Source organism: Collinsella aerofaciens (assembly GCF_028207065.1).
Taxonomy (GTDB): domain Bacteria; phylum Actinomycetota; class Coriobacteriia; order Coriobacteriales; family Coriobacteriaceae; genus Collinsella; species Collinsella aerofaciens_AR.
In genome coordinates, this window is sequence record NZ_JAQLFP010000002.1 from 59,332 (window position 1) to 75,830 (window position 16,499).

A 16,499-nucleotide genomic window follows, 5' to 3' on the forward strand; every position below is an offset into this window, starting at 1 on the left:
GCGCGGGGCTACTCGCCCTTCATCTGGGTCATGACCTCGATCTTGGCCTCGGCCACGGCCGCACGCTGCTCGGAGGCGGCAAGGCGGTCCTTGAGGGCGGCGACCTCGGCCATCAGGTCGCGCTGGGCCAGGAGTGCGTCGTTCAACTCGGCTTGGGCTTTCAGCGCGGCATCACGCTCGCCGCGCAGCCGCTCGATCTCGTCGACCATGGCCACGGCCTCGGCATGGAGCTGGACGACCTGCCTGCCGAGCTCCCTGGCACGGGAGAGGTACCTGACGCCCGCGGCGTGGAGCTCGTTGTTCTCGAGTTCGAGACTCGCGGTATCGAGTTCGAACTTCTCCTCTATAAAGGCAATCCGCTCATTGCAGTCGGCCTCAATTTTTTCATTCCGATACGTCGCCTCGGCGAGCTTGCGGTTGAATTCGTCGAGCTGGGCCCTGAGCAGCGCGTTCTCGGTCTTGAGATCGGCGGTCTCGCGCAGCAGCTTCTCTCGCCAAGCCTTTTCAATCTGCTCGGCGGCCTCATCGAGGACGTCCTTCGCGCCGGGCGTCTTGCTGATTTTTCTGTCGTTCGGGTTGTCTGTCATCGTGCGGCACTCCAATCAACAATGGGCATGGCTCCGCCATGGCGTACGGCTGGGAACAAATACGCGGCCGCTGTTGAGTTGTGTTTGTCCTGCGCTTGGTGAGTTCTAAAAGCGTTCAAGTCATGCGTTCGCGCAGGTTTTCGATTGGAGAAATACCGCACGCTTTCATGGTATCACGTGCCTTAAAGACCATGAATGGACGGCCATATCGATTCGTTGAAAATGGCACCTACGACGTGCTGGTGGTAGGAGGTGAGGGCGTTAAAGATGTCGAGAATGATTATGGGAGTATTTTAGATGCAGGTATGAGAAAGGGTCGAATCGAAGTGTCTGGCCGGACGCCAATTGTCCGGGAACTGTTTCGGTTCGACCCTGCTTCATTTTACATCCGCGGCATGCTCTTATAGACGCCCGGCGATTACCGACCTTCACGACCTCGATAGTCGGGCTATGGACTTAAGATTTCTTGGGCTCCCAGCCGTTTTCGATTGCGGCGGGGTAGACTGCGGCGTAATTAAGCATCCAGCTGCCATCGCCCGCTTTTTGAATAAACCCCTTATCCGTCAAAGAGGTATAGGCCCGGGAGATCGTGTTCTTACTTAGGTGGTAGCGCTCCTCAATCCATTTGCTTTTTGCGTAAAAGCCCATGGCTCGTTTGTTTTTGGAAGGATTTCCAAGCTTCCATACTAGGCCGAGGATGAGGCGCTCGGCAGCGACAGTGGTGGCACAACACGCCCAGTCGGGCACCGAAATAAAATTCGCGTTATCCATTTTCCTTCTAATCTCTCGTTGCTCATTAACATCATCGCGATATTTGTCGGAAATTGACGGTAGCTCGCTCATGTTTACCGCCTAGTCAAGGTGGGCGGTACGACCTTCAAGCTGCTTGAAAAGTTCGTAGAACGAGCTTTCAAACATGTAATTCGAGCGATGGATTTGGATGAGCTTGCCGGACTCGCGCATAAACTTGCGCGCGGTGTTTTCGCTCCAGCCAGTGAGTTCGCGGATATCGTTAACGCGGAGCAACCGATCGCACTGAGCGGCACCAGTGGGGAAAGTCGGTGTGGACGCCTGAGTGCTAATCTGTGGAGTAGCCATGATGAGCTATCCTTTCAATGAGGGCCCTCCCTGTGCTTGTAAGACTTACCAGGTTCATAAGCACTTGGGGGGCCGGTTTCTATGACTACATGCGTAGCCATCTGACAGCTTTAGCATGTATTAAAACTCATTAGTTGTCAATCAAATAAAGCATCTACCTGCGGAAACGGTATTATAGTACCGTAATATTATGAATAAAACGATGAATGAAAAACATGCTATTTCTCGCTTCTCTGTATATAGGCGTTGATGAAGTCTTCGTAGCCTTTAACTGCTTTTATTTCTGATTGTTGAACGAGGCTTGTATACGTTTTGAGCGTGATATTGGGGTCCGCGTGGCCAAGAATACCTTGCACGCTTCTAACGTCCGATCCGTTCGCCAGCATAAAAGTGCTTACGCAATGCCTGAGCTGATGCGGGCAGATGCCCTTATATAGTTTTCCGCCAGTCGAATTGTTCGGCTCATAGATTCCAAGATTGCAGCTAACTGCGAAATCGCGAAACCAATGGTTGAAGATGTAGTTCTTCATGTGACAGACAGTAGGGACCCCTTGCTCGACAGCAATATCGCTAATGATGGGAGTGCTGCCAGTCTGGGACAGCCCCAGAGAGGCCAGGAGCTCTTTTTGTATGGCTGACCATGATTGAAGACGTTCGGCCAGGGTTTCTCCAACGGGGATTTTGCGTTGGCTTTCTTGTGACTTGGGTGCCCTCAGTTCATGATCGTTGGTGTACTGCCTGTCAATTTTCAAGGTTTTATTGGCAGGGTCCCAATCGCGCCATTCGAGGCCCAGCATCTCGCCTTTTCGCATACCCGTATACACTAGTACTAGCGTACCAACAGCTTCGGCGGTGAGCTCAATGTGTTGAAGATGTGTGCATAGGGTAGCTACTTGGTCGATTGTCAGTGATTCTCTTTTGTTGCGTGGTCTGCGAACATGAACGGTAGCGCAGGGGTTTCGGTCAATTATTCTCTTTGCGACTGCATTCGACAGAATCTGACGCAGTTTTGCATTGATTCGTACAAGCTCTGATGGTTTGTATTTTCCCGTACGACGAGCTTCGGCATATGTTTCTTCGATTAGATCGGGAGTTAGCCCCTCAATTGTCTGAAACGCACCGAATAGGTCTTCGATATGCCTGCAATCGTACGCTTCTCTTTCATAGCTCGTTGGCGCAAGCTCGGTGTCCCTATTTTCATGAAAGGCCCAGCAGTAAGACGCAAGCAAAGTGGGCTTTTTAGTTTTAGTGATCGTGCCAGAGGAGTTGATTTCAGCCAGCTTGGCCTGCATTGCAGCCTTAGCTTCTGTTTTAGTCTTGCAACGAACTGTATAAGTTGGGGATCGTTTGTAACGCCCTGTCTTAGGGTCCTTGACCCCAAGGGAAAAATAATAGCGATAGGTGTTAGGTGATCTCTTGTCTTTCCAACACGTGCCTCTTCCGCTAATGAGTGGCTGTTCTGACATCTTTGCACTCCGTTTCTTTGAATAGTTTTCAACAATTCAATGAGTGCAGTTTAGCTAAAGCTGTTAGTAATATGTTTGTAAAAGCGTAGGCGCAGCTACCGGAGGCAAAAGACACAAACTGCTATGTTTATCTGCGGTTATATGATGTTCAATGATGCTTGATGAATGATAGGGGGTAGCATTAAATCATATCTCCTAAAGCGGGTGTCGACGGTTCGAATCCGCCCGGGGGCACCAGAGATTTGTCGAGCCCGGTACCACCACGGTGCCGGGCTCTTCTGGTCTAAGGGCAGGGTTCGAGCCGTCGACACCCGCGTCACCAATTTCCTGCGGGGGGGGGTTGAATTCGCCCGGGGGCACCAGAGATTGATCGAGCCCGGTACACCGCCACGGTGCCGGGCTCTTCTGGTTCATGCCATGTCAAAAATGAAGCGCCCGCTTGCTGGGGGAGCAAGCGGGCGCCTGTGAGCGAATATGTTTGCGGCGAGAGCCGTAATGAGCGGTTGGGTGGCGACTAGTTGGTCGTACCGGAATCGCCGCCCGTACCCGAACCCGAACCCGAGCCAGAAAGTGCAACCGTCAGCGTAATCGTGCTGTCGGTGGACTGCTTGCCGGTGGGGGAGACGCCCGTAACGGTGGCATCCTCGTTACCGCTCACGGGATTGCCGTTCTGGTCACAGAAGCCAATGTTATAGAAACCGGCGTTGTTGAGCGCGGTAACGGCGGCGGAAATGCTCTTGCCGTATAGGTTGCCCGGGACGGAGGCCTTGCCGGACTTCTTGGCAATGACGACGGTAATCGTGGCGCCGGGCTTCTGCTTGCCGCTGGGGTTCCAGCTGATCACGGTGCCCTCGGTAACCGAGTCGTTCTCCTGGTAGCTCACGTCGACGCCAAAGCCTGCCATATCGAGGGCGTTGCGCGCCTGGGCCTCGGTCATGTCGGTCAGGTCGGGGACGGACGTGGTATCCGGGCCGCTCGAGACCTTGTACGAGATGGTCGTGCCCTTCTCGACTTCCTTGCCGGCGTCGGTGCCCTGCTCAAAGACCTGGCCTTCGTCGGCCTCGTTGGCCTCCTCGGTGGCGTTGCCCTTTAGGCCAACGCTTGCCAGTGCCGCCTCTGCCTGGTCCTTGGTTAGACCGACAAGCCGGGGAACCTCAACCTTCTCGGAGGGCTTGGGGCCCTTGGAGATCACCAGGTTCACCTTGGTGCCTTTGGGCTTCTTGGTGTTGCCGTTGGGGGTCTGCTCGGCAACCTTGCCCTCGTCGACATCGTCGTTATAGCTCTGGTCGATGGTGCCGACCTCAAGGCCTTCCTCCTTGATCAGCTCGACGGCAGTCTGCTGGTCCTTGCCCAGCACGTCGGGCACGGTGACCTGTTCGCCGCCAAAGAGTCCTGTGGCAAAGGCCACCACGATGCCGATGACGGCAACGGCTGCCACCACAGCGGCGATGATCTTGTTCTTGTTGGATTTGGGCTTTTCGACCTCGTAGGAGCCGGTGGAGCCCGAAACTGAGCTACGGGCGGTATTCTGGCCGCTCACGCCCGAGACGGGACGCACCATGGCGCGCGTCTGATCGGAAAGCTCGCGGGTCTTGGTGGCGCCCAGCTCACCGGGGGCACCGATGATGCGCGTGGGCTCCGAGACGTTGACGGCACGGCCGGACAGGTAGCTGTTGAGCACTTGGCGCAGCTCGTCGGCCGTCTGGAAGCGGTTTGCCGGGTCCTTCTCCATGCACTTGAGGATGATGCGCTCCAAGTCGGCATCGACGCCGGAGTTGATCTGGCTCGGCGGGATGGGCAGCTCGTTGACCTGCTTGAGCGCAACCGAGATGGCGTCGTCGCCGTCAAAGGGTACGCGGCCGGTGGCGCACTCGTACATGACGACACCCAGCGAGTAAATATCCGAGGTGGGGCCGAGGTCCTGGCCGCGGGTCTGCTCGGGGCTTACATAGTGGGCGGTGCCCAGCACGTTGTTATCCTGCGTGAGATGGCTGTTCTTGGCGCGTGCGATGCCAAAATCCATTACCTTGATGTTGCCGTCGGGCAGCACCATGATGTTTTGCGGCTTAATGTCGCGGTGGATGATCTCGTGCTTGTGTGCGACCGAAAGCGCGGAGCTGATCTGCGAGCCGATCTGCGCGACCTTCTTGGGATCGAGGGCGCCGTGGCTCTTGATGCCGCTTTTAAGGTCGGTACCGCGCAGGTACTCCATGACGATGTAATAGGTGTCGCCGTCCTTGCCCCAGTCGTAGACGCCCACGATATAGGGGGAGGACAGGCCGGCCGCTGCCTGGGCCTCCTGCTTAAAGCGGGCGGCGAAGGTGGCGTCGCCGGCATACTGCGGCAGCATGATCTTGACGGCAACCGTGCGGTCGAGGACCTGATCCTGTGCACGGAAGACGGTCGCCATGCCGCCCGTTCCCACCTTATCCTTGAGGAGGTATCTTCCCCCGAGGACCCTCTGTTCCATTCCTGCTCCTAACATAACTATTCGCTCAACGATGTGTGTAGTACCAAATGTGTGGCCGCTGGGGCCGTGTGGCGCGTTGCCGCTAGCTCATCGGCCGCGGCGTGCCCCAAGTATCCTCTTTGATCACGGGCATCACGCTCCCTGTGCGGCGAGAGCCGCGGTCAGGACGATGCCGGCAATCTTGGCTGCCTTGACGTCGTGTTTGTCGAAATCCTCCAGGGCCACCGAGATGGCAACCGTGGGTGAATCGTAAGGTGCAAAGCCAACAAACATAGAGTTGACGTTGGTGCCGCCGGTCTCGGCCGAGCCAGTCTTGCCGGCGACCTTGACGCCGGGGATTTGGGCATCGGTGCCGGTGCCGGACTGGACGACGGCAAGCATGGCCTGCTTGACCTGGTCGGCCGTGGCAGAGCTGACGGCCTGACCCAGCGAGCGGGACTGCGTGGTCTTGACCACGGTTCCGTCCGGGGCGAGTACCTGGGCTACAAAGTACGGGTCCATGACCACGCCGCTGTTAGCGATGGCGGCGGCAATCACGGCGTTTTGCATGACGGTGGTCTGCGGGCCGGGCGTGTGGTCCATGCCGACAGGCTGGCCGGCGCCGGCCCAGGCGGTCTCCCACTCGGTCATGAGCGACGGGTCGGCCATGATGGAGGCCGCGGAGGTCAGGTCCTGGCCGAGCTTTTGGCCGTAGCCAAAGGCGTTGGCAAACTGCACGAGCGTGTTTGCGCCAACTTCGTTTGCCACCTGGCCAAAGACGACGTTGGAGGACACGGCAAAGGCCTGCTGCAGGCTGATGGTGCCGTAGCTCTCGTTGGCATAGTTGGTGACCGGTGCGTTGCCGATGTCCATGGAGCCGGGCGCCTGGTAGGTGCTGGTAAGGCTGGCGGTACCGGTCTCGAGTGCCGCGGAAAGCGTAACGACCTTAAACGTTGAGCCCGGCGTGTACAGCGCGTCCATGGCGCGATTGTACATGGAGCCGTCCTCGCCGCCGCCCGTCTGCAGCAGGGCATCGATGTTGGTGTTGTCGTAGGTGGGCGAGCTGGCACATGCGAGTACCGCGCCGGTACGCGGGTCGATGACCACTACAGCGCCCTTAAAGCCCTTGAGTGCCTGCTCGGCCGCCGTCTGGATGCGCGAGTCGATGGTGAGCTTGGCGGTGTTGCCCGGCTGGGTCTGGCCCGCGAGCGACGCGATGGCGTTGTTCCAGCTGGAGTAGTCCTTAGAACCGGTGAGCGTGTCGTTCATGACGCTCTCGATGGCGGTGGTGCCATACTGCTGGCTCACGTAGCCAACCACGTGCGCTGCCAGGTTACCGTTGGGGTAGGAGCGTACGTAGGTGCCGTCCTCCTGCTGCAGCGACTCGGCCAGCGTCACGCCGTCGGACGTGATGATGGAGCCGCGCTGGATGTACTTGGAGCGGGCGATGGTGTGGTTGTTGGTCGGCATGTCCTGATAGTCCTTGGCCTTAATGACCTGGACATAGGTGAGGTTGCCGATAAGGATGGCGAACAGCGCCGTAAAGGCGAGCACCGCACGGGTTAGACGGTTGGCGAGCGCAACGCGGCCGAGCACACCGGATTCAGGCGTGTCGAGCAGGCGACGGCGCATGCGCGAGCCGACGGAATGGCTGCCGCTGCCGTAGGAAGACGAGGTGGCTAAGCGCGTGCCCGTCGGGGCGGCGGCAGATGCGACCTGATCATCGGTGATGGCGGCCATAGTGCCGGTGCCGGTAAGCTCGGCCTCGCGTCCGGTCGCTTCGTCACCGGCGCGCAGCAGGAGCGCGACGATGATAAAGCTTGCCAGCAGCGAGGAGCCGCCCTGGCTCATAAAGGGTAGGGTGACGCCGGTCAGCGGGATCAGGCGGGTAACGCCGCCCACGATTAAAAAGGCCTGGAAGCTGATGGCGGCCGTAAGGCCCGTGGCACTAAAGGCGGCGAGGTCGGATTTAGCGCGGGCAGCCGTGGTGAGGCCACGCACGGCAAAGAGCATAAACAGGATGAGCACGGCGCCGCCGCCCAAAAGGCCCATCTCCTCGCCGATGGCCGAGAAGATAAAGTCGGACTCGACGACAGGGATGTTGTTGGCCATGCCGTTGCCGATACCAACACCGACCAGACCGCCATCGGCAAGCGAGAAGAGCGACTGGACGATCTGGTAGCCCTGGCCCTGGGCGTCCTTAAACGGATCGACCCAAACCTGGAAACGCACCTGAACGTGAGACAGGAACTTGTAGGCGCCCACGGCTCCAACGGCTAAGAGCGCAAGGCCGATAACGACATACGAGAATCGTCCCGTGGCAACGTAGAGCATCAGCAAGAAGATGGTGTAGAACAGCACGGCCGAACCCAGATCGCGTTCGAAGACGACGACGAGCAGGCACACACCCCACACGGCAAACAGCGGCAGCAGCAGTCGCAGGCGAGGGATCTTAAAGCCCAGGATCTTGCGGTTGGAGATGGAGAGCAGCTCGCGGTTCTCGGCCAGGTACCCGGCCAGGAACAGCACGATAAAGACTTTGGCGAACTCGCCGGGCTGGATGGTAAAGCCTGCGATGCGAATCCACAGCTTGGAGCCCGAGATCGTGGTGCCGATAAAGATAGGCAGCATCAGCAGAATGATGCCGATAATGCCAAAGGTGTACTTGTAGCGCATGACCACGTCGAGGTTCTTAACCAACGCGAGCGTTCCCACCATCAGGGCCACCGAGACAAACAGGATGATGAGCTGTGAGATGGCGAGAGCGGGGGCGAGACGCGTCACAAACGTGATGCCGATGCCCGAAAGCACAAAGACAATGGGTAGGATAGCGGGGTCGGCACCGGGCGCCAAGATGCGCACGGCAATGTGGGCCGCGGCAAAGGCGGCAAAGAGGCCGATCGGTACGGCGAGCGTCTCAAAGGAGATGGCAGCGCCCGCGGTGAGGACGTACATCGCATACAGCAGGATGACGGGGAACGCCGAGGCGATGAGCAAGAGCAGCTCGGTGTTGCGGCGACTCATAAGCGGCACTCCCTTTCTAATTCTTATCGGAGGCTTCGGCCTCGGCGGACTGTTCGGCGGTTTTCTCGGAATCCGATTCGGAGGTCGATCCCTGATTGGTGTTGTCGCGAATCGTTTGCGCGTCGATCACCTGGCGGGTCTGCTCCTCGTCGATCTGGTGGCGGTACTTGGATATCGTGTCCTGCGCATCGTCGACACTTGTTTGCGGAATGCCCGCCTTGAGGCGGTTTTGCGTGTCTTCGGGCAGGTCGGACAGCTTAATGCTGGTTTCGCTTTCGAGCCAGTGGAGCTTGAGTCCGAGCGGCTTGCCGGGCAGGCCGCGCCAAACGGCGACATTGCCCTGGTAGGTACCCAGGTAGTACGAGCCGGTGACACCCGTGTAGGCCCAGATGCCAGCTGCCAGCACAAAGACGAGGGCCAGGATGGCGGCGATAGTAATGTTGCGGCGACGCACGCGCTGCGCCTCGCGCATAACGCCATCGTCGACCAGGTCAACGACTACTACGGTCACGTTGTCGTGGCCGCCGGCGGCAAGCGCCGCGTCCACTAGGTTGTCGACGCAGATTTGCGCGGTTGAGGACTGCGTGGCGATGTTCTCGATATCGCTATCGGGAATCATGCTCGAAAGGCCGTCGGAGCACAGGATCAGGCGGTCGCCTTCCTCGATATGCAGAGTGAAGTGGTCGGCATACATGGCGGGGTCCGAGCCCAGCGCACGGGTGATGACCGAACGGTTGGGGTGGACGCGAGCCTCGTCTGCCGTGATCTCGCCGGCGTCCACGAGCTCCTCCACGTAGGAGTGGTCGCGGGTCACGCGGATGAGCGTGCCCTCGTGGAGCAGGTAGGCGCGAGAGTCACCCACGTGGGCGATGGCGAGCGTGTCGTTTTCGATATAGGCGCAGGTGGCCGTGCAGCCCATGCCGGGCTTGCCTAGGCCGTTCAGGGCCGCCTCGATTACGGCGGCGTTGGCTGCCTCGACGGCTGCGGCCAGGCGTGCTGCGTCGGCGGACTGCGGGGCCGTCTTGGCAATAGTCTCGACGGCGATGGAAGAGGCTACCTCGCCGGCGGCGTGACCGCCCATGCCGTCGCATACGCAAAAGAGCGGCGACTGCACCAGGTAGGAATCCTCATTGTGCGGGCGCACACAGCCAACGTCGGAGCGGGCGCCCCACATGAGTTGCGTGGTGGTGCCGGCATCATAGGTCGAGTCGGTCTCGATGCGCTCCTCGGTCAGGGGCTCAAAGCTCATGGTCGAGCCGGGGTCTTTGAGCTTGGCCTCAACGGCGGCAACGTCGATCTCGGCTGTGTCACCGGGAGAGACGGTGTCGGTCTCGGCGCTTGATTCGGAATCGCCGGTGTCCGGGGAGCCGGGCTCCTCGGACGCGCGGGCGGTCGACTCGTCGTCTTGCGGGCTGACGTCTATAGGCTCGGGTGTCGCAAAGTGCGACGGCGCGGGCGTGCTTTGCGACTGGGCGGCGGGCTCGGCCACGGTATCGGACTCGCTTGCGGGCGCAGGCTGCGGGGCCTTGGGTGCAGGGCCGTTCTCGGGGGATGGCCCCGCTTCGGGCGCCGGCGTAGACACGGGCGCAACCTCGGATGCCGGGGCTATGGGAAACGCCGGCGCGGCGGGCTCGGGTGCCGCAAACACCGCAGCGCTCTCGTTGATTGCCGCGGCGACGGGCTCTGCAAAGTGAGCTGGCGCCGAGGTTGCTTCGGGCGCTGTGGGCTGTTCCGCAGCATGTGCGCCGATGGGCGCCGCTACGGCATCCGCTTCGTCCTCGTTATCGGCGAGATCCGAAATATCATGCGTTACATGCGAAAGAGGCAGGGAGAACACGGTGTCCTCGGGTTCCACGGGTGCGGAGCCCGCCGGAGCGGCGTGGGCCGGCGCAGCTGTGGCGGCAGCCGGTGCCTCGGTCATAGTCGCGGACTTGTTCTCCTCGTCGATCATCGACGGTTCACCTTCATGACCACATCGCCGATCTGGACTTCGTCGCCCTCGCGCAGCGTTGCGGGCTCCACAAGCTGGCGGCCGTTGACGAGCGTGCCGTTAAGCGAGTTGAGGTCCTCGATGATGAGCGCCGGGCCCTGCAGCGAAAAGCGCGCATGCGAGGCCGAGACGAATGGTTCGTTGATGCAGATGTCCGAAGATGGCGAGCGACCGACGATGACGGGGCCGAGCATGTCTACGTGGATGCCGCGGATACCGCGCGGACCCTTGTCCACATCGATCGTCCAGATAGCCGAGTCGCGACGCTGCCCGCGCACAAGTCCCACGCCGGTCTTCATGACGGCGAACAGGAAGATATAGAGCAGGGCGACCAGGACGATGCGGCCTGCAAAAAGGACGATATCGATGTTCATAAGAGACTATCCCCTAAATTCAAAGGTGCTCAGGCCAAACGTCAGCAGATCGCCGTTGCGCAGCGGGCAGCGCGTAATGCGGCGGTTGTTGACGAGCGTGCCGTTGGTGGAATTGAGGTCCTCGATCGACCAATCCGAGCCCGTAAAGGTGAGCTGGGCGTGGCGGCGCGACACGTTGGGGTCGCGCAGGGCAATATCGGAAACTGAGCGCTCGCGACCGATAGTCACCTGTGCGGAGGTGATGCTATGGCTCTCGCCGCTCACGACGTCGACGAGCTGGGCGAGCGGGCGCTGTGGGGCGCGAGTGCTCGCCATGTTGGAGGCGATGCCGGCTGCGGCGCCTAGGCCCACGGCGGCACCGGTCGCGGCGGCTCCGCCCATGCCGGCAAGCGCGTCGCGCGAGACGGTCTGCGGCACCGGGATGGGTGCGGCGGCGGGGTCGGGGACGCTAGGCGCGAAGGGATCTGCTACGGCAAGCGGGTCAGGAGCGGCGGCGCGAGGCGTCGGCTGCTGCTGGGGCATGGCGGCGGGGCGCTGCGGCTGCGGGGCAGCAAACTGCTGCTGGCCGGCGCGCGGGGCGCTGGCGGCACGGCTTGCCGCGGAGTTGTTTTGGCCCAGACCGTTTTGATAGGCGCGCTCTTCTTCGTACAGGCGGCCGAGCGTGGGGGCATCGACGTTCTCGGCAAAGACCGAGAACTTGCCGGCGCGCAGCTGCGGATCGATCATAAAGCGCACGAGGGGCTCGCCGACAAAGACATAACGGCGCTTTTCGGCCTGCGCCTTCACAAACTCGCGGACCTCGCGCGAAAGCTCGGGGTAGAACGGGGCGAGCATGGGATCGTCGTCGGCGGCGATCAGGATGGTATAGAGTGCCGGCGCCGTGTTGACGCCATTGATCACCAGAGTCTGATCCTCCATGTCGCGAGCGGCCTGCTTGGCAAGCTTCTTAAAGGAGAACGGGGCACGGGTGGCACCGAAGATGCCGGCCACGTGGTCCTCGAAGATGTTCAGGAAGTTCACGAAAGATCACTCTCCGTATAGGTTCTTTGGTATCCGAGCAAATATAGGCATATCCCAACGATTATAGAGGATAGGGTTCCCGCAACTGCCGCCTTGGCGGCGACCGCGGCTGCAAGGCTGGCAATTTCCATATGGTGTGCAAGACAGGATGCCGCTGCGCAGCCGATGCCGGTGACAGCGATGGCGGCGATGGCGGCAAGGTTTGAGCCCTGATCGGCACGCTTGACATGGGCATTGAGCAGCGCAGATGACGCCGCGGCAGTTGTCGCGACCAGCGCAAAGGCAGCCCAAAGGAGCGGGTCTTCCAGCGCTGCGGCAACGTTGCCGAGCCCCAGCACGCCTCCGGCTGAAAGCGCGACCGTGGCCAGACGGGCAAAAAGCGCGCCCATGCCCGTTGCCGCGGCGGCGCTTGCCGGGCCGAGCCAAAATGACGCGACGCCGGCGGCGACCCCAGCTGCCAGGAAGGTATTGCCGGTCAGACAGCCAAGCGCAAGCGCGCAGGTGAGTGCGGCGCTCGCGGCAGCCTCGGTGCGACCCCAGGCGATCCACCAACCGGACATGGCAGCGGCAAAGATCACCGCGACGGGCAACATCGACAGGATGCCCTGCGCCTGCATGGTGGCGTTGGCCATGAGCACCAAAAAGCCCACAGCCGAGATGGCCGAGCCAATCTGGGGGGCCAGGCCAGCCGCCGCTCCGATCGCGATGGCCGCAATGACCAGGCCGGGAAGCGCCGCGACCCCGGCCGTTTGCATCAGCAAAAAGCTAAAGGTGCCGCACGTTAGCGCCGAGATAGCGTGCATGGTGTAGTCGCGCGCATGGCTCCAGCGCGTGCCCGCCCAGCCGAGCGCGGGGTCGACCTCGATGGCGTCGTCCTCGTAGTACGACGGCTCGATATCGTCGAGCTCTTGCTCGTCATCCGAAAGCTCGCCAACCATTTGCTCCAGACTGCGACGGCCCTCGCGCACGCTGCCCAGACCGGCAAGGAGTTGGTCGCAAAATGCCTCGATGCTGTTGGGGCGGTCCTGCGGCATGGGGGAGAGCGCGCTCATGAGCGCGGCCTCGGCTCCCGGGGGAAAGTGTGGTATCAGCTCGCTGGGATAGGTGGCGCCGCCGATGATGCGGTCGAGCGAGTCGGCGGGCGTGGCCGCCATAAAGGGAGCGCTGCCGCACAAGCCCTCGTAGATCACACAGGCGAGGGCAAAGACATCGGCGCGCTCGTCGACCGTGCCGGTCTCGATATCGAGCTGCTCGGGCGGCATGTAGCCGATGGTGCCGCCGCGTGAGCCGCCAAAGCCACCGGCGGACGACAGCCGCGCCATGCCAAAGTCGGTGAGCTTTACATTGCCCGAGTGGTCGATGAGCACGTTGGCGGGCTTAATGTCCAGGTGGAGTACGCCATTACTGTGGGCGAAGGTGAGCGCCTGGCCCAGGGCATCGGCAATGGCCGCGGCCTCGTCAAAGGTAAGTGAGTGGCCGTCCGCGCGGTGCAAAAACTCGGCCAGCGACATGCCATCGACATATTCCATAACCAGGTAGGCATAGGCTGTGTCGTGCGTAAAGTCGATAACCTGCACGATGTTGGGATGTTGAAGCATGGCGGCAGTGTGCGCCTCGCGCAGGACATCCATGATGTCGCTAGCGGGCATGCCGGCACCGTTGATAAGGGGGATGCGTTTAATGGCGACGCGGCGGCGCAGGTGCGTGTCGCGGCAGATCTCGATGGAGCCAAAACCGCCGGTCGCAAGTGTCTCGAGCGGCTGGTACCGCTTGAGCAGCTCGCGAGAGCTGGTGCCCTCCAAAGGAACGTCCGGCGAGAACCGGGCGGTATGTTGCGAGAAAAGCGGCATGGCCAACCCTCGTGCGTTTAAAGTTCGTTTGCGAGCGGCGGGCGCGGGGCCGAGCCGTTCGCGGTGGCATAGATGCTGCTAGTGTAGCACGCTCGGGCAGATGGCGAGGATAGCGGGATGCGAGGTGGCCCGATCGATTCGGCCCGTTTCGGCTCGTTTGGAAAGCGCATCTCAGTTTTCAGCCAAATTATGGGATGCGCTTTCCAAATGGGGTGGGCTGCGGAAACTGCATCCCAGAATATTGCCCTGGAACGGGATGCGCTTTCCGAACCGGCGTCCAAAAGGAAACCGCATCCCGCTTTGATGTGGGGACTGCGAACAAAAGCCGGACCGTGATCTGGCGCGGATTGGAGTTCGCCTGAATCATTGATGCTGGCTGGTGTGAGAACAGAGATAAACGAGCGGCTCGAGCGATATAATGACACGCTATGGAGGCCGTATGCTCTTTTCCCGCCGTTCTGCTACATTTGCCTGCGCCATTGCGCTTGTCGTAATGGCGGTCACCCCTTATCACCGGTTTTCATCTTCAATCGGCCTAGCGTCAGGTGCAATGACCTGGCTCGTTATCCTGGGCGCATGCCTCGCGGCGTTTGTTCATGGTGCTGCGCTATGCAAGGGGGGAATGAGAAGGCCGAGGCATCTCGGTGCCATCGGTGTTTTCCTTGGTGTTATTGCAACGGTTCCCGAATGGGCCGACCTGGCTTTCTATGCTCGCGGAGACTCTATTCCAATCGTGTTTGCACCGATTTGGTTGTTACATGGCGTTTCGTGTGTCTCGTGCTTTGTTGGATCGCTGCTTCTCTCATATGTTATTTGGGGCACGGCGGACTCTCCTTTGACGCAGAGGTCGACACGGACTGACGAAAGGGAAACTCGTCACCCGCAGGACGCGATTTTTACAGAAACAATAGCCGTCATGTCTTGCCTGCTGTTTTGCTGTCGAGTTTCATGGAGAGTCGTTCCCGAGCCATGGGGGATGCCCCCTGTAACGGCCGCGTCAATTGGCCTTGCGCTTTTAATTCCGTTGGTCTATCTCGCATTGACTGTGGCCCCGCCGTTTTGCCGCCCTCGTGCCTTTGGCCATGGGCGGCGCGACGTGTTTGCCCGTTCTGCGCTCGTGGCAGTCCCTATTGGCCTTGTTCCGGCTGTTGAGGCGGCATACTTCGCAAGCGATGCCGTGGTCATTGCATTGCTGGCGATGGGGTCCGTTATCGCTGCTGCCTTCGTATGCATGTTGCTAAGGGGGAAACGGGACAACAATTCGGATATCGCCTGTGCGTCCGACACATTCGATGCGGGGGTGTTTTCCCCTGCCCTGTCGCCTAGAGAAGAGCAGTTTGTTCGACTGCTGCTCAAAGGGAAAACGCCGGCGGAAATTGCCAAGGAGACGGATACGAAGCCATCGACGGTGAGAACAACGCTTCACCGAGCATACGGGAAGGCATCGGTTGCAGGCTCACGCGAGCTCGTGGCGTTGTTTGCGGGTGAGGGCGATACTGTAGGGCATGAGCTGCCGCAGCGGCATGCTGACGATATGGCGGCATCAGCTCGAACGCGCCGGCTGTTTCGATACCTGCTCACATTATTTTTTATCCTCCTTGCGGCGGGGCCCTTGGTAATGGCGGATAGCGATTGGGGGTCCGGTGTTTCGCGGGCTGTCGCCTTTTCCCTCTTAAGCTACGCATTGGGCCTCGGACTGCTTCTGTCGCTATGCTACGCGGGTGGAAAAGCGAATCGTGGCGCTGCGCTGGATAGAGCAGGTGAAGCGATTTGGCTCGGAAGCCCGTACGTATGGGCGATGCTATCTGCTGTGGAATGGTCTTTTATCTATATCGCGGCATGGAGGTGCATACGCGATCCGTTGATGGCCGTGCCAGTCCTGGTTTGCGGCGTGGCGTCTATGGCTTCGCTCGCCGTTGAGCTGCGTCCGTTTAAGGTGCGTGCTCGTACCCGGTCTATCGTGCCGTTGGTGTCAATGGGCATGGTTGCCTTAATCTATGCGGCCGCTAGGGGGCGAATCCACGGGCTTGCGGTGCTGATGGGGATGTTGCTCACATATAAGGTGCTGCGAAGCTGTCCGCAGCGCAAAATGCTTGGGATATGGATGCTTTGCTTCGGGGCGACGGCTCCTGTTTGGGTCGTCTTGCTCAATATGGCGCAGGATCTGACGGTTTACGAGCCGTTGTTCCTCGCGTCGTTGTTGGGGCATAGTTCGGCTGTCAATGTCGTCGTGGCAACGGTGATCGTCTGCTGGTCTGCGCCCATGTTAGTCACGCACATCGCGCTCACCCGCTCGGTTGAGGACGAGAAGGCTGTCTTGGAGTACCGCGCGAACGGGTCCACCGAAACGGCCCGCGTGCGCCAGCTGGCTCTGCTTACGTCGCGCTCCCTTTCCGATGTTCAGTCGCAAATCTTGCTGATGACGGCAGAGGGCGCAACGACAAAGGCTATTGCGGAGGACGTCGGTTACGCTGCATCTACGGTGCAAGCACTGCGGTCTGCATCTTACCGCCAGTTGAGGATCAAGAATAAAGCGGAGCTTGTTTCATTGTTATCGCAGGTAGATAACGTGTAAACGCCTGAGCGATTAACTCAATAGCGGGTGTTTACAGACATCATTCTCTATTCATGCAAAGGTTGC

Annotated in this window: 11 protein-coding genes; 1 reads left to right on the top strand and 10 read right to left on the bottom strand. The window is 60.2% G+C overall.

Annotated elements, in window-relative coordinates; translation table 11 throughout:
* Positions 1–8: 8 nt before the first annotated feature.
* From PMX72_RS01365 to PMX72_RS01410, 10 genes are all read right to left on the bottom strand, one after another.
* Entirely contained in the window at positions 9–587 is a 579-nt protein-coding gene (locus tag PMX72_RS01365) for a hypothetical protein (RefSeq protein WP_271728884.1), read from the bottom strand.
* A 456-nt stretch (positions 588–1,043) separates the two neighbouring features.
* A complete protein-coding gene (locus PMX72_RS01370) occupies positions 1,044–1,430 on the bottom strand; it encodes a hypothetical protein (protein WP_271728886.1) in 387 nt (128 codons plus the stop codon).
* A 9-nt stretch (positions 1,431–1,439) separates the two neighbouring features.
* A complete protein-coding gene (locus PMX72_RS01375) occupies positions 1,440–1,685 on the bottom strand; it encodes a hypothetical protein (protein WP_117629696.1) in 246 nt (81 codons plus the stop codon).
* Positions 1,686–1,903: 218 nt separating this feature from the next.
* On the bottom strand, positions 1,904–3,151 hold the full coding sequence (locus tag PMX72_RS01380; RefSeq protein ID WP_271746118.1) for a site-specific integrase: 1,248 nt from the start codon (positions 3,149–3,151) through the stop codon (positions 1,904–1,906).
* Positions 3,152–3,665: 514 nt separating this feature from the next.
* The gene (pknB, locus tag PMX72_RS01385; protein WP_271728888.1) at positions 3,666–5,621 is read right to left on the bottom strand and encodes a Stk1 family PASTA domain-containing Ser/Thr kinase; all 1,956 of its coding nucleotides are present in this window, start codon (positions 5,619–5,621) and stop codon (positions 3,666–3,668) included.
* Positions 5,622–5,753: 132 nt separating this feature from the next.
* Positions 5,754–8,624 (bottom strand): FtsW/RodA/SpoVE family cell cycle protein, encoded by a 2,871-nt coding sequence (locus tag PMX72_RS01390; RefSeq protein WP_271728889.1) that lies wholly within the window; start codon positions 8,622–8,624, stop codon positions 5,754–5,756.
* Between the two features lie 16 nt (positions 8,625–8,640).
* Positions 8,641–10,575, bottom strand: a complete 1,935-nt coding sequence (locus tag PMX72_RS01395; protein ID WP_271728890.1) for a Stp1/IreP family PP2C-type Ser/Thr phosphatase — start codon at positions 10,573–10,575, stop codon at positions 8,641–8,643.
* Complete coding sequence (locus tag PMX72_RS01400; RefSeq protein WP_006235180.1) at positions 10,572–10,988, bottom strand: FHA domain-containing protein; 417 nt, start codon at positions 10,986–10,988, stop codon at positions 10,572–10,574. The genes PMX72_RS01395 and PMX72_RS01400 overlap by 4 nt, the downstream gene beginning before the upstream one ends.
* 6 nt (positions 10,989–10,994) lie before the next feature.
* Entirely contained in the window at positions 10,995–12,008 is a 1,014-nt protein-coding gene (locus PMX72_RS01405; RefSeq protein ID WP_117640705.1) for an FhaA domain-containing protein, read from the bottom strand.
* The gene (locus PMX72_RS01410) at positions 12,005–13,858 is read right to left on the bottom strand and encodes a serine/threonine-protein kinase (protein ID WP_271728891.1); all 1,854 of its coding nucleotides are present in this window, start codon (positions 13,856–13,858) and stop codon (positions 12,005–12,007) included. Before PMX72_RS01410 ends, PMX72_RS01405 begins: the two co-directional genes overlap by 4 nt.
* A 439-nt stretch (positions 13,859–14,297) precedes the next feature.
* On the opposite strand from PMX72_RS01410, the gene PMX72_RS01415 reads away from it, so the two are divergent.
* On the top strand, positions 14,298–16,433 hold the full coding sequence (locus PMX72_RS01415; protein ID WP_271728892.1) for a helix-turn-helix transcriptional regulator: 2,136 nt from the start codon (positions 14,298–14,300) through the stop codon (positions 16,431–16,433).
* Positions 16,434–16,499 lie beyond the last annotated feature (66 nt).